Here is a 24578-nt window from a genome sequence, read left to right on the forward strand (position 1 = left end):
GCCCCCTCAGGCCTTCACCCGCAGCAGCACCGTCGAACGCGCGCCCACCGTGATCGGCTCCCCGCCGCGGTACTCCGTCCCCGGTGCGCCCGACTGGTCCTCCCGGGCGGTGTCCACGACGAGCTCGTACGACTCCGCCCACGGCGGTCCCGGCAGCCGGAACTCCAGCGGCCGGGATCCGGCGTGCAGGACGGCGAGGAAGCTGTCGTCCGTGATCTGCTCCCCGCGCTCGTCCCGGCCCGGGATGTCGCGGCCCGAGAGGTACAGACCGAGCGTCGCCGTCGGCGCGTACCAGTCCCGCTCCGTCATCTCGCCGCCGTCCGCGCCGAACCAGGCCAGGTCCCGCAGCCCGTCCGCGCCCTGCGGCCGTCCGGAGAAGAACGCCCGGCGGCGCAGCACCGGATGGCGGTGGCGCAGGGCGAGCAGCCGCCGGGTCAGGGCGAGGAGCTGGGCCCGGCCGGGGTCCTCCGGCAGTGACCAGTCGAGCCAGCTGATCTCGTTGTCCTGGCAGTAGGCGTTGTTGTTGCCGCCCTGGGTGCGGCCCATCTCGTCGCCGGCGACGAGCATCGGCACCCCGGTCGACAGGAGGAGGGTGGTGAGGAGGTTGCGCTGCTGCCGGAGCCGCAGCCCCTCGATCCCCGGGTCGTCGGTCTCGCCCTCGGCCCCGCAGTTCCAGGAGCGGTTGTCGTGGGTGCCGTCCCTGTTGCCCTCGCCGTTGGCCTCGTTGTGCTTCCGCTCGTACGTGACGAGGTCCCGGAGGGTGAAGCCGTCGTGCGCGGTGACGAAGTTGACGGAGGCGTACGGCCGCCGCCCGCCCCAGGCGTACAGGTCGCTGGAGCCGGAGAGCCGGTAGCCGAGGTCCCGCACGTCGGGCAGCGCGCCCCGCCAGAAGTCCCGTACGGCGTCCCGGTAGCGGTCGTTCCACTCCGTCCACAGGGGCGGGAAGGCGCCGACCTGGTAGCCGCCGTTGCCCACGTCCCAGGGCTCGGCGATGAGCTTGACCCGCCGCAGCACCGGGTCCTGGGCGATGACCGCGAGGAACGGCGAGAGCATGTCGACGTCGTGCATCGAGCGGGCGAGCGCCGCCGCCAGGTCGAAGCGGAAGCCGTCGACGCCCATCTCCGTCACCCAGTACCGCAGCGAGTCGGTGATGAGCCGCAGCACCTGCGGCTGGACGACGTGCAGCGTGTTGCCGCAGCCCGTGTAGTCGGCGTACCGGCGCGCGTCGGACTGCAGCCGGTAGTAGCCGCGGTTGTCGATGCCCTTGAGGGAGAGGGTGGGGCCGAGCTCGCCCGCCTCCGCCGTGTGGTTGTAGACGACGTCGAGGATGACCTCGATCCCGGCCGCGTGCAGCGCCCGCACCATCCGCTTGAACTCGCCGACCTGCTGGCCGGTCGTCCCGGAGGAGGAGTAGGCGGCGTGCGGGGCGAAGTAGCCGAGGGAGTTGTAGCCCCAGTAGTTGCGCAGACCGCGCCGGAGCAGATGGTCCTCGTGCGCGAACTGATGGACCGGCAGCAGCTCGACCGCCGTCACCCCGAGCCGTACGAGGTGCTCGATCGCCGCCGGGTGCGCGAGCCCCGCGTAGGTGCCGCGCAGCCGCTCCGGGATGCCGGGGTGCTGCTGGGTGAAGCCCTTCACGTGCAGCTCGTAGATGACCGAGTCCTGCCAGGGCGTCTTGGGCCTGCGGTCGTCCGACCAGTCGTCGTCGTCCTGGACGACGACCCCCTTCGGCACGTACGGGGCGGAGTCCCGGTCGTCGCGGACGGTGTCGGCCACATGCTGCTGCGGCCAGTCCCGCACGTGCCCGTACACCTCCGGCGGCAGGGCGAAGTCACCCTCGACGGCTCGGGCGTACGGGTCGAGGAGCAGCTTCGCCGGGTTCCAGCGGGCTCCCGTCCACGGGTCCCAGCGGCCGTGCACCCGGAAGCCGTACCGCTGTCCGGCGCCGATTCCGGGCACGAAGCCGTGCCAGATCTCATGGGTCAGCTCGGTCAGCGGCAGCCGCAGCTCCGTGCCGTCCCCGTCGAAGAGGCACAGCTCCACCGCCTCCGCGCCCCCCGCCCACAGGGCGAAGTTGGTGCCCCTCACCCCGTCGGGGCCGACCCGGCAGCGGGCACCGAGGGGCGTCGGCGCCCCCGGCCACACCGGTGGCCCGGCCCGCTCCAGGGCATGCTCCTGTACCGCCTCCTGCTCGGCTGCGCTCGACACCGTCCCGGCCTCCTGCGGCTCGTGGGCCCGCACCCCGGGGAGCGGCGGCGTCCCGGCCGCCGCTCCCTCGCGTCGCTCTTTCCCGTCGTCCTCCCTGTTCTGCCCGCACGGCCGTGCTCCCAACATGGCCCGCACGCACGTTTCCCCTGGAGGGTGGGGATCGTTGGGCCGGGAGTGAAACGTGTATGGAAGCGGGCGAGGTACGCCCTGGCGGTGGCGGGACTGATGGCGGGCCTCGCGGGATGCACAGGAGCGGACGGCGGCGGGGGCATCGACATCTCCCTGCCGGGTAAGGCACGGGCTCCCGGGGACGTCATCCGGATCAGCCCGGAGGACGGCAGCCGGGGGGTGCCGGCCGAGGGTCCCGTCGAGGTGAGGGTGGACAGCGGACGGCTCGAACGGGTGACGGTCGTCCAGGTCGAGGACGCCCAGCGGACCCGGGTCGCCGGCGAGATCTCGGCGGACGGGCTGCGCTGGCGTCCCCGGGCGGACGCCCGGCTCGCGCTGGCCGCCAAGTACAGCGTGGACGCCGTCGCGCTCGACGCGCACGGCCGGCGCTCCGCCCGGCACACCACCTTCACCACGGTGGTGCCCGAGAGCCGGTTCATCGGCTACTTCAAGCCGGAGAACCGTTCCACTGTCGGCGCCGGCATGATCGTCTCCTTCTCCTTCAACCGGCCCATCGAGAACCGGGACGACGTCGAGCGGGCCATCCGGGTCACCTCGGACCCGCCGGTCGAGGTGGTCGGCCACTGGTTCGGCAAGGAGCGGCTCGACTTCCGCCCCGCCGCGTACTGGCAGCCGGGCACGGAGGTCACCGTCGAGCTCGCGCTCCGCGACGTCGAGGGGGCGCCCGGCGTGTACGGCATCCAGCGCAAGAAGGTCGGCTTCACCGTCGGCCGCTCCCAGGTCTCCGTGGTCGACGCCGCCGCGCACACCATGGAGGTCCGCAGGAACGGCGAGGTCCTGGCGACCGTGCCGATCACCGCGGGCGCGCCGAAGACCACCACGTACAACGGGAAGATGGTCGTCACCGAGCTGTACGACGTGACGCGGATGGACGGGCGGACGGTCGGCTTCGGCGGCGAGTACGACATCAAGGACGTCCCGCACGCGATGCGGCTCACCGAGTCGGGGACCTTCCTGCACGGCAACTACTGGGCCTCGCCCGACACGTTCGGCTCGGCCAACGTCAGCCACGGCTGTGTGGGGCTGCGGGACGAGAAGGGCGGCAGCGCGGATTCCCCCGCGGGCTGGTTCTTCGAGCGGACGCTCATCGGCGACGTGGTGGAAGTGGTCAACTCGCGTGACCGGAAGGTCGCTCCCGACAACGGGCTCGGTGGATGGAACATGGACTGGATCCGTTGGAAGGCCGGTTCGGCGCTGCGCTGAGCCCTCCGTGTCCGCTCGCGCTCCCGAGGCGCTCTCTCCCTCGCGTTCCTCATGTCCCCCTCGTCACCAGGCCACCTCTGCTCTCCGTATCACTTTGATCGGGACGGAACGGTGACATTCGCGAGGATCTTTCGTGTCCTGCGGTGTGATTATCTAGCGCCGTGTGCGCGAGCGGATGCGCACGGGGGTGGGGCCGTGGCGTTGCCAGGCCGTGTGAGGGGAGACGACCACAGTGAACGGGCAGCCGATATCGGGGGCATCGGTAGGAGCGACCGGCCGGCGCGGCCGACGGCGCGGGGGCGTCCGTCTGCAGGCGCTGGCCGCGGGGGCACTGCTCCTCGTGCTCACCGCCTGCGGCGGCGGTGAGACGGCCACCGGCGGTGGCAAGGGGGGCCAGGACCCGGCGTCGCAGGGGAGCGGCAAGCCGGACAACGCCGCCTCCCAGGCGGTCGTGACGGTCCTTCCGAAGGACGGCGCCGACTCGGTCGCCACCAGCGGTGCCCTCAAGGTCACCGCGGAGCAGGGCAAGCTGACGACGGTCACGGTCGCCGACTCCAAGGGCGCCGCGGTCGAGGGCAAGATCGCGACGGACGGCGCCAGCTGGACGCCGACCGCCCATCTGTCCGCGGGGACCCAGTACAAGGTCCACGCGATCGCGAAGGACGCCGAGGGCCGTGAGTCGGCGAAGGACACCACCTTCACGACCCTGGTCCCGAAGAACACCTTCATCGGCCACTACACGCCGGAGGACGGTTCGACGGTCGGCGTCGGCATGCCGGTCTCCGTCAACTTCACCCGGGGCATCACCGACCCCGAGGCCGTCGAGAAGGCCATCAAGGTGACGGCCGAGCCGGCCGTGGAGATCGAGGGGCACTGGTTCGGCAACGACCGCCTCGACTTCCGCCCGGAGAAGTACTGGGCCGCCGGCACCAAGGTCACCGTGCACCTCAACCTGGACGGCGTCGAGGGCCGCCCGGGCGTCTACGGCAAGCAGAAGAAGACGATCACCTTCACCATCGGCCGCCGTCAGGTCTCCACCGTCGACGCGAGCGCCAAGACGATGAAGATCGAGCGGGACGGCACGATCATCAAGACGCTGCCGATCACCGCGGGCGCCCCGTCGACGACCACGTACAACGGTCAGATGGTCATCAGCGAGAAGTTCAAGGTGACCCGCATGAACGGAGCCACGGTCGGCTTCGGCGGCGAGTACGACATCAAGGACGTCCCGCACGCGATGCGTCTCTCCACCTCGGGCACCTTCGTGCACGGCAACTACTGGGCCCCGAAGAGCACCTTCGGCTCGTCCAACGTCAGCCACGGCTGCGTCGGTCTGCAGGACGCGCGCGGTGCGGGCGACAGCTCGATGCCAGCGGCATGGTTCTACGACAGCTCGATCATCGGCGACGTGGTGATCGTGAAGAACTCCAAGGACAAGCAGATCAAGCCGGACAACGGCCTCAACGGCTGGAACATGGACTGGTCGGAGTGGACCAAGTAGTCCACCGCTCGTACGTCTGAAGGGCCCGGTGCTGTGAGCAACAGCACCGGGCCCCTTGCCGTTAACGGCCACTAACCTTCCTTCCATGACTGTGAACCTCGAAGTCGCCGATGGCGTCGGCACGATCCGCCTCGACCGCCCCCCGATGAACGCCCTCGACATCGCCACCCAGGACCGGCTGCGCGAGCTGGCCCAGGAGGCGACCGACCGCGACGACGTGCGGGCCGTGATCCTCTACGGCGGCGAGAAGGTGTTCGCGGCCGGCGCGGACATCAAGGAAATGCAGGTCATGGACCACGTGGCCATGGTCAAGCGCTCGCGCGCCCTCCAGGACTCCTTCACCGCGATCGCCCGCATCCCCAAGCCCGTCGTCGCCGCGATCACCGGCTACGCGCTGGGCGGCGGCTGCGAGCTCGCGCTCTGCGCCGACTACCGGATCGCCGCCGACAACGCGAAGCTGGGCCAGCCGGAGATCCTCCTCGGCCTGATCCCGGGCGCCGGCGGCACCCAGCGGCTCTCCCGGCTGGTCGGCCCCTCCCGGGCCAAGGACCTCATCTTCACCGGCCGGATGGTGAAGGCCGACGAGGCCCTGACCCTCGGCCTGGTCGACCGGGTCGTCCCGGCCGCCGAGGTGTACGAGCAGGCGCACGCCTGGGCCGCCAAGCTGGCGCAGGGTCCGACGGTCGCCCTGCGGGCCGCGAAGGAGGCGGTCGACCAGGGTCTGGAGGCCGACATCGACACCGGTCTCGCCATCGAACGCACCTGGTTCGCGGGGCTGTTCGCCACCGAGGACCGCGAAATCGGCATGCGCAGCTTCGTCGAGGAGGGCCCGGGCAAGGCCAAGTTCGCCTGAGCCGTCTCCGAGGGGGCCGATTCCACCGGAACGGCCCCCGCCGACGGCTCCGTGCGGCCATGATGGGGGGCATGGCGGGCCTGGATGGTAGGGAACAACCGTGGCAGCGCGGCAGCGCCGCCGCCGAGCGGTGGCCACCGGCCGCGGATGACGAACAGGTCGCCGACGTACTGGAGTTGTACGGCAACCCGGCCGAGGAGGATGTGCGGCTGCCGTCCCGCCCGGAGTCCGCGTGGGTGGCCCGCCGGCTCACGCAGGCCGTGGTCCTGCGGCAGTGGGGGCTGGGCGCGCAGATCGCCGAGCACGCGGTGCTGCTCGTCTCCGAGCTCGTCGGCAACGCCGTCCGGCACACCGGCGCCCGGGTCTTCGCGCTGCGGATGCACCGGCGGCGCGGCTGGATCCGGATCGAGGTCCGCGATCCCTCGCGCGGGCTGCCCTGTCTGATGCCCGTGGCCGAGCTCGACACGAGCGGCCGGGGGCTCTTCCTCGTCGACAAGCTCTCCGACCGCTGGGGCGTGGACCTCGCGCCGCGCGGCAAGACGACCTGGTTCGAGATGCGGGTCGTCGACCGCGCCTGAGGGTGCCTCCGTACGTACGAATGCCCCGTTCGCACGCCCCTGGTACGTCCCCCCGTACGCGCCCCCGGCATGCACGAAAGCCCCCGTCCGCCGTAGTGCGGCGCCAGGGGGCTCTCGTGTGGTGCACCGTGGACGGGGGGGGTGTATCCACGGCTGCTATGTCGACCTGGCCCGGGTCAATGGGGGTCGTGGCTCCGACTATGGCAGACAGGGGGCCTTGCCGCCAAAAGTCCCTACCGGGGCAGAGTCGGACAAAGCGGGATTGATCGTCGATGAATCATTGGTGATCTATGGCACCCGCCTTGCAAACATTGAATGGCTATGCGGTTCATCGGGTGTTTCCTGGGCTCGTCCGCATGCTGGACGCCCCTGCGTGATCGCCAAACGTCCTGAATCGGCCTAATCATCACGATTCGGTCGAGATCCTTCTTTACTGGTCGGGTGAAGCAGACCGACCGCCGCGGGGCCCTCCGGGCGGGCGCGGCCGCCGCCCTCGCGGGAGCCCTCGCCACCGCCTGCGGTACGGAGCCCCGCCCCGCCCCCGACTCCCGGCGCTCCACCCCCACCCCCACGTCCCCGCGCCCGGCCCCCGCCTCCCGAGGCGCCGGCCCCGCCCCCGCGCCGGTCGCCGCCCCGGCCCCCCGCCGCTTCCCCGGCCTGCCCGAGGAGATCGTCCACGGCCCCCGCGACCGGCCCCGGGTCGCCCTCACCTTCCACGGCCAGGGCGACCCAGCCCTCGCCCGCACCCTCCTCGCCCAGGCGGAGGAGGCGGGCGCGCGCGTCACCGTCCTCGCCGTCGGTGCCTGGCTCGACGAACACCCCGACATGGCCCGCCGCGTCCTCGACGGCGGACACGACCTCGGCAACCACACCCAGCACCACACCGACATCAACACCATGACCGAGGCCGAGGCCCACGCGGAGATCCGGGCCTGCGCCGACCGGCTCCGCCGCCTCACCGGCTCCGTCGGCAGCTGGTTCCGGCCCTCCCGCACCCAGTACGCCGCCCCCACCGTCCTGCGCGCCGCCCACCGCGCCGGATACCCGCACACCCTCTCGTACGACGTCGACCCCCTCGACTTCACCTCGCCCGGCGCCGCCGCGATCGTCCGCGACGTCGCCGGATCCGTCCGGCCCGGATCGGTCGTCAGCCTGCACTTCGGCTACCCGGACACCGCCGCGGCCCTGCCCCTCCTCCTCGCCGACCTCGACCGCCGCGGACTGCGCGCGGTCACCACCACGGAGCTGCTGACCTGATGGCACACCCCACCCGGAGAACCAGGACCCTCCTCGCCGCCGCCCTGCTCGTCACCCTCGCGGGCTGCGGCATCGCGAACCAGGGCGAGAAGGGCGCCACCGGGGTGAAGAAGGCCGCCGCCCCCGCCGTACCGAAGCCCGCGGCCGCCCCCACCGGGCTCCCCGGCATGCCGCCCCTCCTCGACCCGAACGACGTCTACGCCGCCGACCGGCCGAACAAGCTCTCCCCGGTGGTCAGGAACTTCCCCTCCCGGGTCTACGTCCCCAACACCAACTCCAACACCGTCTCGGTCATCGACCCCGCGACCTTCCAGGTCGTCGAGACCATCCCGGTCGGCGTCCAGCCCCAGCACGTCGTCCCGTCCTGGGACTTGAAGACCCTCTGGGTCAACAACAACCGGGGCCACACCCTCACCCCCATCGACCCCGCCACCGGAGTCGCGGGCAAGGCGGTCGAGGTCCACGACCCGTACAACCTCTACTTCACGCCGAACGGCAAGTACGCCGTCGTCATGGCCTCCCTCGACCGCGAACTCGTCTTCCGCGACCCGCACACCATGGAGCGGAAGAAGACCGTCCCGGTCAGCTGCTACGGCGTCAACCACGCCGACTTCTCCGCCGACGGACGGTACTTCGTCGTCTCCTGCGAGTTCTCCGGCGAACTCCTCAAGGTCGACACCGAGAAGATGGAGGTGATCGGCCAGCAGAAACTGCCCTTCGAGGGCGCCATGCCCCAGGACGTCAAGATCTCCCCGGACGGGAAGACCTTCTACATCGCCGACATGATGGCCCACGGCATGTGGGTCCTCGACGGCGAGAAGTTCACCACCCCCACCCTGCTGGCCACCGGCAAGGGCGCCCACGGCCTCTACGTCAGCCGGGACTCGCGCGAGATGTACGTCCCCAACCGCGGCGAGGGCTCCATCTCGGTCTTCGACTTCGAGCAGAACAAGCTCACCAAGAAGTGGTGGCTGCCGGACGGCGGCTCCCCCGACATGGGCGGCGTCTCCGCCGACGGCAAGGTCCTGTGGCTGTCCGGCCGTTACGACTCCGAGGTGTACGCGATCGACACCACCAGCGGCAAGCAGCTCGCCCGCATCCCCGTCGGCGGCGGCCCCCACGGCCTCGCCGTCTACCCACAGCCCGGCCGCTACTCCCTCGGCCACACGGGCGTCTTCCGGTAGGGCTCGGTTCACCTCCGGGGCGCTCGAGCCGGGCGAGCGGGAGCCGGCGGGGGAGCCCCCGGCAGGGCGTCGGCCACCGTGAGGAGGCCGATCGTGTTCATACCGCCATCATCCGGCAGCGGCGGGCCAGCTAATCTGACCACCGTCAGAGAAGCACCGAGAAGGGGCGGAAGCAGTGGCGGACATCGAGTCGGCACGCACGGCATTCAACAAGTTCGACGTGGACGGGGACGGCTTCATCACCGCCGCGGAGTACAAGAGCGTCATGGCGCAGCTCGGCGACTTCAACGTCACCGAGACGGTGGCCGAGGTCCTCATCAAGCAGCGCGACGCCAACGGCGACGGCGTCCTGTCCTGGGACGAGTTCTGGGCGCACTTCAGCAAGGCCTGACCCGCCCACCCGGGCGGGCGGCTCAGTCTGAGTTGCCGCCCGCCCGGGGCTCGGTGACGATCGTCCGGTGACGCTTCCCGGACCCCTCGGTACCCCGAGCCGTCTGACGGCGGCGGTCCTCGCCGCGGTCGCCGTACTCACCGTCGCCCTGCTGGGCGCCGGCCTCGCCCAGACGGGCACCGGCGAGCTCCGGATTCCCGCGGCCGGCACCACCACGCTGCTGCGCCTCCTCGTCCTCGCGGGCCTCGCCGTCCACGCCGGCGAACTCGTGGGGCACCGCCTCGCCGGGGAGGGGCCGCGCCCCCGTGCCCTCTCCGTGCCCGCCGCGCTGCTCGCCGCGGCCGCCTCCGCCGGACTCCTGCTGCTCCTCGCCGCCGTCAGCGGACTGAGCCTGCCCGTCGTCTACGGGCTGCGTGAGGGCCGTCTCCTGCTCGTCACCACCAACGCCTTCGCCCTCGCCGCCCTGTGCGCCGCCTCCCGGCGCCCGGCCCTCGCCGCCGCCCCGCTCGCCGTCGCGGTCGCGGCAGAGGCGATGCGCGCCCACCCCGAGGCGTACAGTCCCGCCGTCGGCGTCGGACTCGCCGTCGTCCACCTCACGGGCGCCTCGCTCTGGTTCGGCACGCTCCTGTACGTGCTGCGCACCATGCGGCTGCGGCGCGGCGGGCGGGAGGTCCTCGTCCGCTACGCCCGGATGGCCGCCTGCGTCTACGCCGCCCTCGCGGTCACCGGCACCGTCTCCACCCTGCGGAGGCTGCCGCTGGACGCCGTCCTGACCACGGCCTACGGCCGGGTCCTGCTGGTCAAGCTGGTGCTGTTCGGCGGGGTCAGCCTGCTGGCCCTGGTGGCCAGGAGCCGGATGGTGTCCGGCGGCGACGCCGAGACACCGGCCCGGACGGAGGTGGCCGTGCTGGCAGCGGTCATGGTCGTCTCGGCGCTCCTCACCGTCGTGCCGGACCCGCACTGGATCGCGCCCTGAGGGATTCGTCCGGAGAGGGCGCTCAGCCCCGCAGGGCCACGTGGAAGGACGAGGCCCACAGCACGGCCGCCGCGCCCAGGCCCACCACCGCACGGACCGTCTCCGCCGGGGCGCCGGCCGCCAGGACGGCGAGACCCACCAGGGCGACCGCCGTCAGGAAGACCGCCGTCCACGTGTACTGCCCCTGGTCGAAGAGGCGCGCCAGCGGGAAGAAGTGCAGACCGACGACGAGGCAGATCCCGACCGGAACGAACTCCGGGTGGCCCGAGGCGTTCGACGCGGCGATCACCCCGAAGATCGCCACCAGTTCGGCCGCGTTGACCAGACCGACCCCGCGGTTCCACTTTTCCGGCAGCCGTACGGTCCGTGTCACCGGTCCGGCGGTGCCCCGGCGAGCCGCCACCACAGCACCGGCCGTCACGATGACCGCGAGGACGCTGACGATGCCCGACACCGGCTCCGACGCTATCCCGGAACCTCCCGCCAAGGCCCAGACGAGGGCGAACACGGCGAGGACGATCGCGCCGCGGCGGCGCAGGCTGCGCGTGAGGGCGAGGCACTCCGCGTCGGCGGTCTCCGTAGTCATGACGTGGACACTACAGGCGGCGCCTCGGCGGGGTGGCCCTTCGCGGGACAGCGTGATCCCTCTCCTTTCCTGTCCCCGGCACCGCGGGTGCCGTCGGGCGGCGCTCGCCCTCACCCGCGAGATGGATCGCGCCGTTCACGCCGCCCGAAGCGTCCGAGTCCCTCGTCGGGCCGGTGGTGCCGCCCGGTGTCCATCGCACGCGCACCGAGCCTTTGCGCGTAACGAAGCTACGTCCGGGTAAGCCTTGACGCTTCGACTCCTGCACTGCCACGGTTTGCTCGAAAGCGATCGGCATCGGGCTCGACTACGCATAACCGCGCACCATCAGTGTTCTCGGCTGCATTTCTCATGTCATCACCGCACCCCCTGACGGGATGCGGCATGCCCAGCCGCGCCCGTTGCCGTGCGTCCCCCTCCACCGTAAGGAGTCCCCCTTGCGCTCTTCGCGCCCACGGGGCAGAAGCTTCGCCGCTCTCGCCGTTCTCACCCTCGCTCTGGCCGTGCCTCTGCCGGCGACGGCCACGGCGGTCGAGCCCGCCCCGGCCATCGTGCCGCAGCCCGTCTCCCAGACGAACTCGACCGGCAGTGGCTTCACTCTCACCGCGCAGACGCCGGTGAACGTCATCTCCTCCAGCGATCCCGACGCGGCGGGCGTGGGCTCGTACCTCGCGGGGCTGCTGGCTCCGGCGACCGGTTACACGCTTCCGGTCACCACCACCTCCCAGCCCGCGAGCCAGGCCATCGTCCTGAACCCCAACGGTTCGTCCAGCCTGGGCGCCGAGGGCTACACCCTGGACTCGAGCAGCACCGGTGTGACGGTGACCGCGTACGGGGCGCAGGGCCTGTTCCGCGGGGTGCAGACCCTGCGGCAGCTGCTGCCGGCGGCGATCGAGTCCACTTCGGTCAAGCCGGGTCCCTGGACCGTGGCCCCCGTGCAGATCTCGGACTCGCCCCGGTACTCCTACCGTGGCGTCATGGTCGACGTGGCCCGCCGCTACTTCCCGATGTCCCAGCTCAAGCGGTACATCGACCAGGCCGCCACGTACAAGATCAACACCCTGCACCTGCACCTGACGGACGACCAGGGCTGGCGTATCGCGATCGGCGCGATACCGAGCCTGACGACGGTCGGCGCGAGCACGCAGAGCGGCTTCACCGGCGGCACGAACTGGTACTACACCGCGGCGGAGTACCAGGAGATCGTCGCCTACGCCAAGTCCCGCTTCATGACCGTCGTCCCGGAGATCGACGGTCCGGGTCACACCAGCGCCGCTCTCGCGTCGGTCGCCAACCTCAACTGCAACAACACCGCGATCAGCCCGTACTCGGGCTTCGACGTGGGCATCAGCCTCTACTGTCTGAGCGACGCCCAGCACGTCTCCAACGTCAGCGGCTTCCTCACCACCGTGATCGACACCGTGGCGGCGATGACGCCCGGACCGTACGTCCACCTCGGCGGTGACGAGACCCCGGCGGCCACCCCGTCCCAGTACGCCTCCTACGTCTCGGCCGCGACCGCGGCCGCGACCGCGCGGGGCAAGACGGTGATGGGCTGGCACCAGCTCGGCCAGTCCACGATCCCCGCGAACAGCATCATGCAGTGGTGGGGCGACGCCGACGACCGGGGCAGCATCGGCACCTCCAGCGAGACCGAGGATATCCAGTTCGTCCGCAACGCGGTCCAGCAGAACGCCAAGTTCGTCATGTCCCCCTCGGACCACGCGTACCTGGACATGAAGTACGACTCCTCGACGCCGTACGGCCTGTCCTGGCAGGGCTACGTCCCGCTGAGCAAGGCGTATGACTGGGACCCCACCACCTCGACGGCCAAGCTCAACGGCACCGGCTCACTCGTCCCGGCCGACAAGATCGCCGGCGTCGAGGCCGCCCTGTGGGCCGACCGCGCGTACGCCGGCAGCAACCAGCTGCCCACGTCCACGAGCCAGTTCCCCGAGCCGTACGTCTACGCCGAGCACATGACCTTCCCGCGCCTGCCCGCCATCGCCGAGATCGGCTGGTCGCCGCAGTCCACCCACAACTACACCGACTTCAGCAACCGTCTGGCCACCCACGGCGCACGCTGGACCGCGGCGGGAATCGCCTACTACGCGGCCCCGGACGTTCCCTGGTCCGGCGGTGGCGGCTCCGGCGGCGGCGTCTTCAACGGCGTCCACACCGTCGCCACCGGCGGTCAGGCCCTGACCGTCCCCAAGAAGGGGACCAACGGCACCCAGCTCACCACCTCGGCGCTGGTCGGCGGCAACAGCCAGAAGTGGACCTTCACCGAGCAGCCGGATGGCTCCTACACTCTGGTCAACGTCGCCTCCGGGCTCTGCGTCGACGTCAACGCCGGGTCCATGTCCGCCGGCGCCTCCGTCATCCAGTGGACGTGCAGCGGGACCACCAACCAGCGGTGGACGGTCGCGGCGGCCACCGGCGGCGGCCACACCCTGACCTCGGTCAAGAGCGGCCTCGTGATCACCACCGCCTCGACGGCCAACAACGCCCCCGTCACCCAGCAGCCCGCCAGTGGATCGGCGCTGCAGCGCTGGACCATCGGATGACACGTCAGGCCTGACGGTCTGATGACGGCCTGACGGCCCGGCGGTGCGGTCACCGGCTTCGACCGGTGACCGCACCGCCGCCTCCGCATACCGACGCGGCCGGTGTCGACGTCCCCGTGTCCGACTGCGGCCGGATCTCCGAGCGCGGACACGGACGGCAGGCGTGTGGCCGATTCGTCCCCGAGTCCTGGCGCGCGGCGGTCTCATGGACTGCCCGGCCTCGTCCTCGAAGACGGCCCAGGCTCCACGGGCCGCCGTGGCGCATTTGCCTGCGGCCAGACCTCCTTTCCACAGCTTGACCGCCGACTCGTCGCGCAAGTTCAGTACCCGGCTTCACCGACAGGCTGGAAATGGTCGCTGAAGCACGGTGGACAGACCGTGTTCGCGAGAATACAGTGAGTTCGGGGCCTGCGAGAGCAGGAAATAGGGGGCGGAGTGACATGAATGGCGGCTGCAATGCCGCCTTTTCTGCGATTCGGCGGACTTCCTTTCTACGGGAAGTTACTCATGGAGCCGATGAGGCCACGCGGTTCATCCCGATGCAATCCTCTATCTCGGTATTCAGTGCCACAAAGGATTCCGCCATCGGCACTGAATTCGACTCGCCCAAGACGCACTCACACCGCAGGAGAGGCAATCATGCACTTATCGGCAGCTGACCTCGCAAAGCTCGGGGACGCGCCCATCACGATCCAGTCGACGTTCTTCCCGAATATTCACCTGCGCATGGACGGGACCGGGGTGACCTCCTTCACCGGCTCCGGCGGCGGGACGGTCAACTGCCAGTACGGCACCGGCCCCTGGACCGGGTACAAGGTCCGGCCGCAGGAAGACGGGTCGTACGCCTTCGAGTCGGTGGCCTTCCCGAACGTGTTCCTGCGCTTGGACGGCGCCGAGGTCCCCGCCACCATGGCCGGCGGGGGGAAGGTCAACTGCCAATACGGCGCCCACCCCTACGAGAAGTACCACCTTCGCGCCCAGGCGGATGGTTCGTTCTCCTTCGAGTCGGCGGCCTTCCCGGGTGTCTACCTGCGCATGGTGACCGGCAGCGGGGTGACCACCGCCACCGGCCCCGGCGGAACGGTGAACTGTCAGGTCAACGCCAACGGCGGCGAGCACGAGAAGTTCTATCTCGACAGGGCCTGATGGCCGGGTCGCCGGGGAGAATCTCACGCCTGGTTTCGCAGGCGGTTTCTCGCGAAATCGTACGTGACGTGGGGTAGACCTCTCCGGAAACTCGAAAGTGCCTTCTCCGCCGGGAAGCGGGGAAGGCATTTTCCGCTGAGGCAATCGTGGCTCAGGTCGGTCGGTCGTCCTGTCCGGTACGTGATGGAGACTGAGAGATTCCAGGGCCTTTCCACCTCGTAAGCAGGGAAAGCCCTGACAGCGCTGAAAGATGGAAACGTGCTGTCAGAGCCTGAAGCCTCAGCACTCGATGATGTTCACCGCGAGACCGCCGCGTGCGGTCTCCTTGTACTTCACGCGTATGTCGGCCGCATGTGGTGGTGGTTCTGACCTGCTAATTTAGCGCGACAAGCGCGCTTTGCGTCATGTCAGGGATTTTTTAGGGACTTCGTGTCGCCGGTTACCTGCAAGGTATCCGACGGTGTGTGACGTTCCTGAGTGGAGGCAGACGTTTGGCGCCCATGCAGACGTTCGACTACTTCATCGGGGCGCTGTGCGCGTAACGCCGACGGGGTGTCTACGCATTTGCTGTGGAGGGTTTGGCCAGGCTTGGTTGCTACCTGGGGTGGCGGTAGATCCGCGGGAGTCGTGACGACTTCAGCAGTCGCTCAAGCGACGGGACCCCGTCGTGGTAGATGGCTGGGCCTGCTGCGCCGGGCATGAGCCGGCGCAGCGCACGCGTTGCGATGTCGGCGAGGGTTGCGCCGACCTCGCCGTCTATCGCGATATTCATCGTGCCGATGAGATGAATCTCGCGATCGTCCCACTTGTCGATGTGCTCCGTGAGGAAGTCCACCGCCACAGACTGTCGACGGGCAAGAAGTAGCAGCTCGCATGCGTGCACGGCGTCGTGGAGGTCGAAGCGGAGGCAGGCTGTGAGCTCCGACGGTCCAGGCCCCGGTTCCCAGCAGGTAATGAGCCTTTTCCAACCTCACGCTGACGCGTGGTGAAGGACGAGGACGGCCTGGATGATCGCTGTGATGCGGTTGGTGCTGCAGCGGAGCTTCCGTAGGAGACGCCAGCGCTTCAGGGTGGCCATGGCCTGCTCGCCGAGGCAGCGGATCTTGGCGTGTGTGCTGTTGTGGCGGCGCTGCCACCGCTTGAGGCGACGGCCGCGGAAGGGCACCCGGATGGAGCCGCCGGCGCCCTGGTATGCCTTGTCGGCCCAGCACTTGAGGCCGGCGTCGGTGAGTGCTTCGACGATGCCGTGGGTGCGGGCGGCGGTCAGGTCGTGGGTGGAGCCGGGCAGCGCGGGCGAGGCCCACAGCAGGCGTCCGAACGGGTCGGTGAGGACTTGGATGTTCATGCCGTGGCGCTTGTGTTTGCCTGAGTAGTACGGGGTGTCGGCGGCGATCCGGTCGATCGGCAGCAGGGTGCCGTCCAGGATCACGAACGCCTTGGTCCGCGCGATGCGCATCGCCTCGGCCAGGGTGGGCGCGAGCGCGGCCAGCACGTCGACGGCCTCGCGTATGTAGCGGTATGCGGTCGCGATGCCGATACCGAACCCGGCGGCGAGCTGGGCGTAGGTGTCACCGCACCGCAGATGGGCCAGGGCGAGGAGAGCCTGACGACCGGCGGTCAGACGCCGCCACCGGGTCCCGATCTTCCCTCGCCGGGCAGCGAGTCGTCCGGTCAGGTACCGCAGGGTGCGACTGGACAGGTCGATCGACGACGGGTAGACGAGCACACGAAGCTCCTGGTGGCTACGGGCGATCTTGGTCGAGAACCCGTCTACCAGGAGCTTCGTCGTTCCGCAGATCCGTCCAACACGCGGCCAGCGCGGTCAGGTTGGAAAAGACTCAGTGCCCGGCAGGGAGGCCGCCGAAGCGCGGGGATCTGAACAGCTCGGCAAGCCTGCTGAGGTTGTTGCGCACCGCTGGCAAGTCCGGGAAGCGCTGGTACTCCGACGCCCCGATCAGCACCACACGGGTACCGTCGGGATCAGGCAGACTCATCACCTGTTTCCGGAGCCCGACGGCGCCGATGACTCTCCCGTGTCAGTCGCCCCTGAAGCTCCGCCGGGAGGCGCGGACGCCAACAGATCCACGACTCGGCGAAGGGTTTCCTCCGACGTATCGTGCACGGTCACGGTCGTACCGTCGCGGTCGAAGGTCACGGTCCCTGCGGCGAAGGGCGGGCTGCTCGCCAGGCGACCACGATGTTCACCAGCAAGCTTGCGGCGGCAAGGCCATTGCTGACGAACATGTTGATGGTCTCGCCCGCGTTCATGCGATCAGAAGCTTCAGGGGCTTGTGTCAGGTCGGCCTTCGCGTGACGCCGGAGTTCGCGATCCTGTCTGAGCCAGTAGTAGAGATCGTGCGCCGCTGCGTCGTCACCCTCTGCGTCGACCTTGATCTGCATCTCCACGACGTCTCCCCCTACGATCCCTGGTGCCCAGCGCTCACGGCATGGAGTAGTAGCCGGTCCAACGCTCCTGCCGCAGCTATCAACCAAGCCTGCTTCTGCGTCGTGTTGGCCGGAGTGATGAGGAGCTGCGTACCGGCTGCGCACTGGCCTTCCGCGCAGCGCTCTGATCCGCGCAAGGGGTGGGTCGAGGCGCGGCCTCACGGTCAGACCTTGATGATGCGGACGCTGGGGCCGCAGAGCATCAGGAGGTCTTCGGGGTCCGATGTCAGGACGGTCACTGGGGCCGGCGAGGTGAGCGCGGTGGCGGCCACGATGGCGTCGAGGGCGTACTTGTGGCCGTGCAGTCCGGCCGTGGCCAGGAGCTTGCTCGCATGGCGGGCGATGGCTTCGTTGGGCGGGATGATGTTCACTCGGGAGACGGCATAGTCGAAGCGGGCCTGGTTGACCTTGGGGTCGCGTGCTTCGACGAGGGTGACGGAGCTGGTGACGACGCGGATGTCTTCGGCTTCGGCTGCCGTCAGCCACTCGGTGATCTCAGGTGTGCGTCGTACCAGTTTGGACAGGCCTTCGCAGTCCAGGACGAGCGTGCCGCTCACGCGGCGTCCGCCGAGCTGGCCGTCTCGCCGCGGAGGACCGCACGTTTGGCGTCGACGGCCGACTGGTCGACCGGGCCATGGTCGGCTTCCGCGTCCTCGATGAGTTCGCGCAGTCGGTCCCGCTCCAGTTGGCGCTGGATGAGGGACTCGACGTAGGCGGACATGCCTCGCTTGCCTGTACGTGCCTTGAGGGCAGCGATGGTGCCTTCGTGGAGCGAGACCGATACGGGTCGGACGGGTCCTTCGCCGGGCGCAGGAGAGGTAGCCATGGGACCCAGTTTAACAAGACTCTTGTTATTGAATAAGGTGATGGTTCGATCTGCTGTGCCCGAGGGACATCATCGCTGCGCGGGTGCCGCGAACTTCCAGGTCACACGCCCATCAGTGGGGGATCCGCCAGGGACTGCTCAGGGACTTTCACGTCTGTCCCAGGGAGATTCCAGGGACTTTCCGCCGTGCAAGCAGGGAAGGCCCTGCCAGCGCTGAAAGATGGAAACGCGCTGGTCAGGGCCTAGAACCTCAGCACTCGATGATGTTCACCGCGAGACCGCCGCGCGCGGTCTCCTTGTACTTCACGCTCATGTCCGCGCCGGTCTCCTTCATGGTCTTGATGACCTTGTCGAGGGAGACCAGGTGGTTGCCGTCGCCGCGCATCGCCATCTTCGCGGCCGTGACCGCCTTGACCGCGGCCATGCCGTTCCGCTCGATGCACGGGATCTGCACGAGTCCGCCGACCGGGTCGCAGGTCAGACCCAGGTTGTGCTCCATGCCGATCTCGGCCGCGTTCTCCACCTGCTCGGGGGAGCCGCCCAGGACCTCGGCGAGCGCGCCTGCCGCCATCGAGCAGGCCGAGCCGACCTCGCCCTGGCAGCCGACCTCGGCGCCGGAGATGGAGGCGTTCTCCTTGAAGAGCATGCCGACCGCGCCGGCCGCCAGCATGAAGCGGACCACGCCGTCCTCGTCCGCTCCGGGCACGAAGTTCATGTAGTAGTGCAGGACCGCGGGGATGATGCCGGCCGCGCCGTTCGTCGGGGCGGTGACCACCCGGCCGCCCGCCGCGTTCTCCTCGTTCACGGCCATCGCGTAGAGGGTGATCCACTCCATCGAGAGCGCCGCGGGGTCGCCCTCGGAGCGCAGCTTGCGGGCCGTGTTCGCGGCGCGGCGGCGCACCTTCAGGCCGCCGGGCAGGATGCCCTCGCGGGACATGCCGCGCGAGACGCAGGCCTGCATGACCCGCCAGATCTCCAGGAGACCCGCGCGGATCTCCTCCTCGGTGCGCCAGGCCTTCTCGTTCTCCAGCATCAGGGAGGAGATCGAGAGGCCGGTCTCCTTCGCGAGCCGCAGCAGCTCGTCACCGGTGCGGAAGGGGTACTTCAGGACGGTGTCGTCCAGGACGATCGGGTTCTCGCCCTGCACGGCGTCCTCGTCCACGACGAAGCCGCCGCCGACCGAGTAGTACGTCTTCTCCAGGACGAGCGCGCCCTCCGCGTCGTACGCGAAGATCGTCATCCCGTTGGCGTGGTACGGGAGCGCCTTGCGGCGGTGCAGGATCAGGTCGGCGTCGAAGTCGAAGGGGATCTCGTGCGCGCCGAGGAGGTTGATCCGGCCGCTCGACTTGATCCGCTCGACCTCGTCGTCCGCCGTCTCGACGTTCACCGTGCGGGGCGAGCTGCCCTCCAGGCCGAGGAGGACCGCCTTGGGGGTGCCGTGGCCGTGGCCGGTCGCGCCGAGCGAGCCGTACAGCTCCGCCCGTATCGACGCGGTGTGGGCGAGCAGGCCCTCGTTCTTGAGCCGGCGGGCGAACATCCGGGCCGCGCGCATGGGGCCCACCGTGTGGGAGCTCGACGGGCCGATGCCGATCGAGAACAGGTCGAAGACCGAGATGGCCACGGAAGGACTCCTTGTGGGGGGCTAGACGCCGTTGTCTGCCGGGGTGGTGCAGAGAAGCGTGCAGAAAAGCGTGCGGTCGTGCGTGCGTGACGGCGCGACGACATGGGGTGGGGCACCGCGCTCACTGTCCAGTGTGCGCGGTGCCCCGGAAGTATCGTACGAACGAAGTCGGAACTAAATCGTACGAAATTACTTCAGGCCGGGGTACAGCGGGTGCTTGTCGGCCAGCGCGGTCACCCGGGCCTTGAGGGCCTCGGCCTTCTCCGCGTCGAAGCCCGGCTTCAGGGTCTCCGCGATGATGTCGGCGACCTCGGTGAAGTCCTCGGTCCCGAAGCCGCGGGTCGCGAGCGCCGGCGTACCGATGCGCAGACCCGAGGTGACCATCGGCGGACGCGGGTCGTTCGGAACGGCGTTCCGGTTGACCGTGATGCCGACCTCGTGGAGACGGTCCTCGGCCTGCTGGCCGTCGAGCTCCGAGTCGCGCAGGTCGACCAGGACCAGGTGCACGTCCGTACCGCCGGACAGGACCGAGACACCGTGCGCGGTGACGTCGTCCCGGACCAGACGCTCGGCGAGGAGGCGGGCGCCGTCCAGGGTGCGCTGCTGGCGCTCCTTGAACTCCTCCGAGGCCGCGACCTTGAAGGAGACGGCCTTGGCCGCGATCACGTGCTCCAGCGGGCCACCCTGGAAACCGGGGAAGACCGAGGAGTTCAGCTTCTTCGCGAACTCCTTCTTCGCGAGGATGATGCCGCCGCGGGGGCCGCCGAGCGTCTTGTGCGTGGTGGAGGTCACCACGTCCGCGTACGGGACCGGGTTCGGGTGCAGACCGGCGGCGACCAGGCCCGCGAAGTGGGCCATGTCGACCCACAGGTAGGCCTCGACCTCGTCGGCGATCCGGCGGAACTCCGCGAAGTCCAGCTGGCGCGGGTAGGCGGACCAGCCCGCGATGATCACCTTCGGGCGGTGCTCCTTGGCGAGGCGCTCGACCTCGGCCATGTCCACCAGACCGGCCTCGTCCACGTGGTACGCGACCACGTTGAACTGCTTGCCGGAGAAGTTCAGGCGCATGCCGTGGGTGAGGTGGCCGCCGTGCGCCAGGTCCAGACCCAGGATCGTGTCGCCGGGCTGGGCGATCGCGAAGAGGGCGGCCTGGTTCGCGGAGGCGCCGGAGTGCGGCTGGACGTTGGCGTACTCGGCGCCGAACAGGTCCTTGATCCGGTCGATCGCGATCTGCTCGGCCACGTCGACGTGCTCGCAGCCGCCGTAGTAGCGGCGGCCCGGGTAGCCCTCGGCGTACTTGTTGGTGAGGACGGAGCCCTGGGCCTCCATGACCGCGACCGGAGCGAAGTTCTCCGAGGCGATCATCTCGAGGGTGGACTGCTGACGGAGGAGCTCGGCGTCGACGGCGGCGGCGACGTCCGGGTCCAGCTCGTGGAGGGGAGTGTTCAGAAGCGACATGAATCGATCCCTAGGGGGTCTCGGGTCCGGTCTCAGTTCCCGGCGGAGAACGCGGTGTACTCGTCGGCGGTGAGCAGCTCGTCCGGCTCGCCCGCGACGCGTACCTTGAACAGCCAGCCACCCTCGAACGGAGCCGTGTTCACCAGCGACGGGTCGTCCACCACGTCCTGGTTGGCGGCGACGACCTCACCCGAGACGGGGGAGTACAGGTCGCTCACGGACTTCGTCGACTCCAGCTCGCCACAGGTCTCGCCCGCGGTGACGGTCGAGCCGACCTCGGGGAGCTGGGCGTAGACGACGTCACCGAGCGCGTTGGCCGCGAACTCCGTGATGCCGACCGTCGCGACGCCTTCCTCGGCGGCCGACAGCCACTCGTGCTCCTTGGTGTAGCGCAGCTGCTGGGGGTTGCTCATGACCTGATTCTCCTGGATCGGGGGAGTACTGATGAACGGTGGTCTCGCGAGGTGAGACCCGGGGTGAGACGACTGCGTCACTTCTGGCGCTTGTAGAACGGCAGCGCCACGACCTCGTAGGGCTCGTGGGTGCCGCGGATGTCCACACCTACACCCTGAGTGCCGGGCGCGGCGTGCGCCGCGTCCACGTACGCGATCGCGATCGGCTTTCCGAGGGTCGGGGAGGGGGCGCCGGAGGTCACCTCGCCGATGACCTCGCCGTCCTTGACGACGGAGAAGCCGGCGCGCGGGACCCGGCGGCCCTCGGCGATCAGGCCGACGAGCTTGCGCGGCGGGGCGGTCTCGGCGCGCTCGGCGGCCTTCTCCAGCGCCTCACGGCCGACGAAGCGACCCTCGTTGGTCGTCTTCTCGAACTTGACGACCCGGCCGAGACCGGCGTCGAAGGGGGTGAGGGCGGTCGTCAGCTCGTGGCCGTAGAGCGGCATGCCCGCCTCCAGGCGGAGCGTGTCACGGCAGGACAGACCGCAGGGGATCAGGCCGACCGGGGCGCCCGCCTCGGTCAGCGCCTTCCAGACGCCCTCGGCGTGCTCGGGCTTCAGGAACAGCTCGAAGCCGTCCTCGCCGGTGTAGCCGGTACGGGCGATCAGCGCGGGCACGCCAGCGACCGTGCCGGGCAGACCGGCGTAGTACTTCAGGCCGTCCAGGTCGGCGTCGGTGAGCGACTTCAGGATGCCGGGGGACTCCGGGCCCTGGACCGCGATCAGGGCGTACGCGTCACGGTCGTCGCGCACCTCGGCGTCGAAGCCTTCGGAGCGGGCCACGAGCGCGTCCAGGACGATCTGGGCGTTGGAGGCGTTCGCCACGACCATGTACTCGGTCTCGCCGAGGCGGTAGACGATCAGGTCGTCGAGGATGCCGCCGTCCTCCTGGCAGATCATCGTGTAGCGGGCACGGCCGACGCCCACCGTGGAGATGTTGCCGACGAGGGCGTGGTCCAGGAGCTCGACGGCCTGCGGACCCGTGACGGTGATCTCGCCCATGTGGGAGAGGTCGAAGAGGCCCGCCTTGGTGCGGACGGCGATGTGCTCGTCCCGCTCGCTGGCGTAGCGCAGCGGCATGTCCCAGCCCGCGAAGTCGGTCATGGTCGCGCCCAGGGAACGATGCAGCGCATCGAGGGCGGTCAGACGGGGGGCAGTGCTCATGGGGTGGCTCCCGGATCCCAAGGGCGGTTCGGTGACGAAACACATGACGGGCGAGGACGTCCTCCCCATCTGTCATGGAACCTGAGAGGTTCACCGAGAGCATCTCGTCACCGAGAGGTCGGCTTGCACCTTGGGTGGGGACACGGCAGGGTGTCCCGCTTTTCAGATCTGCCTCATCCACGCGGTACGGGGCCTGAGAGATTCAAGGGAGGGTCTTGCTCCTTCGGCGTCCGGCGCACGGGGCGTCCGGAACTCTCCCGCGCGGATTCGAGCGGCCGGTATGAGGTTGTGTGGCGACTGTGCGCGCCTGGCGCGGACATCATTGCACGCGTGCTCCGCGTGGCACATCACTTGTATCTCATTACCGCTTCTTTACACTTTATGGGCAAGGGTCTTCCGAGGCCCGGCAGGGGGAGCAGCGATGAGGATCCAGCACACCGGTGCATACGCGGCGGGTACCGGCATACCGTCCCAGCGCGCCCGCGCCCGGACCCGCCGCCGCGGCCGGATCCTGCGGGACCTGCGCGAGCGCGGCGGGCGGGGCCCCCGTGCCCTCACCTTCGCGGCCGGCGACCTCGTGGTCGTCTCCGGGCTGCCCGGAAGCGGCAAGTCCACCCTCATGAAGCGCGCCGCCGACGGCCGGGGCATCGACTCCCAGGACGCCCGCGAGCACTGGGAGGCCCGCATGCCGCGCCTCCTGCCGTACGCGCTCTACCGTCCCCTGGTCCGGCTCGCGCACTACGCCGGACTGCGCCGCGCCCTGCGCTCCGGGGCGAGCGTGATCGTGCACGACTGCGGCACCCAGTCCTGGGTGCGCGGCTGGCTCGCCCGCGAGGCGAGACGCCGCGGCGGAGCCCTGCACCTGATCCTGCTCGACGTCGCCCCGGACACGGCGCGGGACGGCCAGCGCGCCCGGGGCCGCGGGGTCTCCGCGTACGCCTTCGCCCGGCACCGGCGGGCCGTCGGCCGGCTCCTGCGGACCGCCGAGTCCGGCAGCCTGCCGCCCGGCTGCGCCTCGGCGACCCTCCTGGACCGGGACGCCGCGGACGCCTTGCGGAGGATCGGATTCCGCGGGGTGGCCTGAGAGCCGTACCACTTTCGTACCCACCGCTTTTGGCCACGACCGCGTCAGGGCGGCGTTAGGGTGCTGCGGGGTGGTGCGGGAGGGCGCGCCCCCGCGAGAAGGGGAAGAGGACCGTGGACGTGACGTGGCCGGGCAATGAGCTCGAAGAGGTGCTGGCCGCCTCGCTCGGCAACCCCGCCGCCGGGGGCCGACTGGTCGAGGTGCTGGGCCGCAGCCAGGTCTGGGTGCCCCTGCCCAACGGCGGCGGCCCCGACAGCCCCGACCTGGACCTCGCCACCATGGAGATCGACGGCGCGGCCTACGTCCCCGTCTTCAGCTCCGAGGAGCAGCTCCTCGCCTGTGTCGGCGGCCACATGTCCTTCACCGTCGCCCCGGCCCGCGACTTCGCCCGCGGGCTGCCCCCGCAGCTCGGCATCGCCGTGAACCCCGGTGGCACCGTCGGCCTCCCGCTGCCCCCGCCCGCCGTCGCCGAGCTCTGCCGCGCCGGCCGCACCCCGCTCGACGGCCCCGCCAGCGGCGGCCGGGTCCGCCTCTTCGAGCCCGACTGGCAGGACGACCCCGTCGACTTCCTCGCCGCCGCCTCCGCCGAGTTCGAGGCCACCGGCGTGGTCGCCACCGCCCACCGCGCGCTCGCGAGCGTCGAGGGCACCGAGCCGGTCCTCTTCATCGGCGTCCGGCTCCTCCACTGGGAGGGCGCCGACCGCACCGCGCCCCTGGACGCCCTCGGCCGCGCCCTCGGCCGGGTCGAGGTCGCCTGGCCGGTCAACCTCATCCTGCTCGACATGGCACAGGACCCGGTCGGCGACTGGATGCAGGAGCGGGTGCGCCCCTTCTACCGGCGTGCCGCCGGGTGAGCGGCCACCTCGGGGGTGTCCGGCGGCTCTGAGCCGAGG

The 24578-nt window shown here is 70.1% G+C and carries 23 protein-coding genes and 1 riboswitch; of the genes, 12 read left to right on the forward strand and 11 right to left on the reverse strand.

All coding sequences use genetic code 11. From position 1 onward, the window contains the following. Nucleotides 1-6 precede the first annotated feature (6 nt). Nucleotides 7-2208: a glycogen debranching protein GlgX gene (gene glgX, locus OG361_RS27685; RefSeq protein ID WP_405857765.1), complete on the reverse strand. Its 2202-nt coding sequence runs from the start codon at nt 2206-2208 to the stop codon at nt 7-9. 153 nt (nt 2209-2361) lie between these two features. On the opposite strand from glgX, the gene OG361_RS27690 reads away from it, so the two are divergent. From OG361_RS27690 to OG361_RS27725, 8 genes are all read left to right on the forward strand, one after another. Further along, a complete protein-coding gene (locus OG361_RS27690; protein WP_405857767.1) occupies nt 2362-3600 on the forward strand; it encodes an Ig-like domain-containing protein in 1239 nt (412 codons plus the stop codon). Nucleotides 3601-3832: 232 nt separating this feature from the next. Then, on the forward strand, nt 3833-5101 hold the full coding sequence (locus tag OG361_RS27695) for an Ig-like domain-containing protein (protein WP_405857769.1): 1269 nt from the start codon (nt 3833-3835) through the stop codon (nt 5099-5101). 85 nt (nt 5102-5186) lie between these two features. Beyond that, nucleotides 5187-5954 (forward strand): enoyl-CoA hydratase/isomerase family protein, encoded by a 768-nt coding sequence (locus OG361_RS27700; protein WP_405857771.1) that lies wholly within the window; start codon nt 5187-5189, stop codon nt 5952-5954. 71 nt (nt 5955-6025) lie between these two features. Next, a complete protein-coding gene (locus tag OG361_RS27705; protein WP_405857773.1) occupies nt 6026-6532 on the forward strand; it encodes an ATP-binding protein in 507 nt (168 codons plus the stop codon). A 441-nt stretch (nt 6533-6973) separates the two neighbouring features. Continuing rightward, on the forward strand, nt 6974-7789 hold the full coding sequence (locus OG361_RS27710) for a polysaccharide deacetylase family protein (RefSeq protein WP_405857775.1): 816 nt from the start codon (nt 6974-6976) through the stop codon (nt 7787-7789). Then, nucleotides 7789-8973 (forward strand): YncE family protein, encoded by a 1185-nt coding sequence (locus tag OG361_RS27715; RefSeq protein ID WP_405857777.1) that lies wholly within the window; start codon nt 7789-7791, stop codon nt 8971-8973. Before OG361_RS27710 ends, OG361_RS27715 begins: the two co-directional genes overlap by 1 nt. A 175-nt stretch (nt 8974-9148) precedes the next feature. Next, nucleotides 9149-9364: an EF-hand domain-containing protein gene (locus OG361_RS27720; RefSeq protein WP_405857779.1), complete on the forward strand. Its 216-nt coding sequence runs from the start codon at nt 9149-9151 to the stop codon at nt 9362-9364. Between the two features lie 67 nt (nt 9365-9431). Then, the gene (locus tag OG361_RS27725; protein WP_405857780.1) at nt 9432-10340 is read left to right on the forward strand and encodes a CopD family protein; all 909 of its coding nucleotides are present in this window, start codon (nt 9432-9434) and stop codon (nt 10338-10340) included. A 22-nt stretch (nt 10341-10362) separates the two neighbouring features. Here the strand turns inward: OG361_RS27725 and OG361_RS27730 are convergent, their stop codons facing one another. Beyond that, on the reverse strand, nt 10363-10926 hold the full coding sequence (locus tag OG361_RS27730) for a hypothetical protein (protein ID WP_405857782.1): 564 nt from the start codon (nt 10924-10926) through the stop codon (nt 10363-10365). Between the two features lie 434 nt (nt 10927-11360). On the opposite strand from OG361_RS27730, the gene OG361_RS27735 reads away from it, so the two are divergent. Both OG361_RS27735 and OG361_RS27740 read left to right on the forward strand, forming a co-directional pair. Next, nucleotides 11361-13490, forward strand: coding sequence for a family 20 glycosylhydrolase (locus OG361_RS27735; protein WP_405857784.1), 2130 nt, complete (start codon nt 11361-11363; stop codon nt 13488-13490). A 639-nt stretch (nt 13491-14129) separates the two neighbouring features. Continuing rightward, nucleotides 14130-14636: a hypothetical protein gene (locus tag OG361_RS27740; RefSeq protein WP_405857786.1), complete on the forward strand. Its 507-nt coding sequence runs from the start codon at nt 14130-14132 to the stop codon at nt 14634-14636. Between the two features lie 595 nt (nt 14637-15231). Here OG361_RS27740 and OG361_RS27745 read toward each other — a convergent pair. From OG361_RS27745 to gcvT, 9 genes are all read right to left on the reverse strand, one after another. Continuing rightward, complete coding sequence (locus OG361_RS27745) at nt 15232-15471, reverse strand: hypothetical protein (protein ID WP_405857788.1); 240 nt, start codon at nt 15469-15471, stop codon at nt 15232-15234. A gap of 135 nt (nt 15472-15606) precedes the next feature. Beyond that, on the reverse strand, nt 15607-16362 hold the full coding sequence (locus tag OG361_RS27750) for a transposase family protein (protein WP_405852512.1): 756 nt from the start codon (nt 16360-16362) through the stop codon (nt 15607-15609). A 425-nt stretch (nt 16363-16787) separates the two neighbouring features. Then, nucleotides 16788-17036: a hypothetical protein gene (locus tag OG361_RS27755; protein ID WP_405862464.1), complete on the reverse strand. Its 249-nt coding sequence runs from the start codon at nt 17034-17036 to the stop codon at nt 16788-16790. Between the two features lie 209 nt (nt 17037-17245). After that, nucleotides 17246-17638: a type II toxin-antitoxin system VapC family toxin gene (locus OG361_RS27760; protein WP_399696033.1), complete on the reverse strand. Its 393-nt coding sequence runs from the start codon at nt 17636-17638 to the stop codon at nt 17246-17248. Continuing rightward, nucleotides 17635-17907 carry a hypothetical protein gene (locus OG361_RS27765; RefSeq protein WP_329115660.1) on the reverse strand — a complete coding sequence of 91 codons (273 nt, stop codon included), beginning with the start codon at nt 17905-17907 and terminating at the stop codon, nt 17635-17637. The genes OG361_RS27760 and OG361_RS27765 overlap by 4 nt, the downstream gene beginning before the upstream one ends. A 250-nt stretch (nt 17908-18157) precedes the next feature. Further along, entirely contained in the window at nt 18158-19528 is a 1371-nt protein-coding gene (locus OG361_RS27770; RefSeq protein WP_384568399.1) for an L-serine ammonia-lyase, read from the reverse strand. 189 nt (nt 19529-19717) lie between these two features. After that, nucleotides 19718-20986, reverse strand: coding sequence for a serine hydroxymethyltransferase (glyA, locus tag OG361_RS27775; RefSeq protein WP_405857791.1), 1269 nt, complete (start codon nt 20984-20986; stop codon nt 19718-19720). A 32-nt stretch (nt 20987-21018) separates the two neighbouring features. Next, entirely contained in the window at nt 21019-21399 is a 381-nt protein-coding gene (gcvH, locus tag OG361_RS27780) for a glycine cleavage system protein GcvH (protein ID WP_405857793.1), read from the reverse strand. A 77-nt stretch (nt 21400-21476) separates the two neighbouring features. Then, nucleotides 21477-22601 carry a glycine cleavage system aminomethyltransferase GcvT gene (gene gcvT, locus OG361_RS27785; RefSeq protein ID WP_405857795.1) on the reverse strand — a complete coding sequence of 375 codons (1125 nt, stop codon included), beginning with the start codon at nt 22599-22601 and terminating at the stop codon, nt 21477-21479. A gap of 172 nt (nt 22602-22773) precedes the next feature. Then, a riboswitch (glycine riboswitch) is annotated at nt 22774-22871 on the reverse strand. 151 nt (nt 22872-23022) lie between these two features. Here gcvT and OG361_RS27790 point away from each other — a divergent pair. Beyond that, nucleotides 23023-23685 (forward strand): AAA family ATPase, encoded by a 663-nt coding sequence (locus OG361_RS27790; RefSeq protein WP_405857797.1) that lies wholly within the window; start codon nt 23023-23025, stop codon nt 23683-23685. 113 nt (nt 23686-23798) lie between these two features. Next, a complete protein-coding gene (locus OG361_RS27795) occupies nt 23799-24539 on the forward strand; it encodes an enhanced serine sensitivity protein SseB (protein WP_384568414.1) in 741 nt (246 codons plus the stop codon). Nucleotides 24540-24578 lie beyond the last annotated feature (39 nt).

It is taken from the genome of Streptomyces sp. NBC_00090 (assembly GCF_045160815.1).
In the GTDB taxonomy this organism is placed as follows: domain Bacteria; phylum Actinomycetota; class Actinomycetes; order Streptomycetales; family Streptomycetaceae; genus Streptomyces.

Bases quoted from the DNA above. Each gene is read 5' to 3' on its own strand.
- OG361_RS27755 (WP_405862464.1), bottom strand. From the start codon at position 17,036: ATGCAGATCAAGGTCGACGCAGAGGGTGACGACGCAGCGGCGCACGAT.
- glyA (WP_405857791.1), bottom strand. From the start codon at position 20,986: ATGTCGCTTCTGAACACTCCCCTCCACGAGCTGGACCCGGACGTCGCC.
- OG361_RS27765 (WP_329115660.1), bottom strand. From the start codon at position 17,907: ATGGCTACCTCTCCTGCGCCCGGCGAAGGACCCGTCCGACCCGTATCG.
- gcvH (WP_405857793.1), bottom strand. From the start codon at position 21,399: ATGAGCAACCCCCAGCAGCTGCGCTACACCAAGGAGCACGAGTGGCTG.
- OG361_RS27790 (WP_405857797.1), top strand. From the start codon at position 23,023: ATGAGGATCCAGCACACCGGTGCATACGCGGCGGGTACCGGCATACCG.
- OG361_RS27740 (WP_405857786.1), top strand. From the start codon at position 14,130: ATGCACTTATCGGCAGCTGACCTCGCAAAGCTCGGGGACGCGCCCATC.
- OG361_RS27700 (WP_405857771.1), top strand. From the start codon at position 5,187: ATGACTGTGAACCTCGAAGTCGCCGATGGCGTCGGCACGATCCGCCTC.
- OG361_RS27715 (WP_405857777.1), top strand. From the start codon at position 7,789: ATGGCACACCCCACCCGGAGAACCAGGACCCTCCTCGCCGCCGCCCTG.
- OG361_RS27705 (WP_405857773.1), top strand. From the start codon at position 6,026: ATGGCGGGCCTGGATGGTAGGGAACAACCGTGGCAGCGCGGCAGCGCC.
- gcvT (WP_405857795.1), bottom strand. From the start codon at position 22,601: ATGAGCACTGCCCCCCGTCTGACCGCCCTCGATGCGCTGCATCGTTCC.
- OG361_RS27730 (WP_405857782.1), bottom strand. From the start codon at position 10,926: ATGACTACGGAGACCGCCGACGCGGAGTGCCTCGCCCTCACGCGCAGC.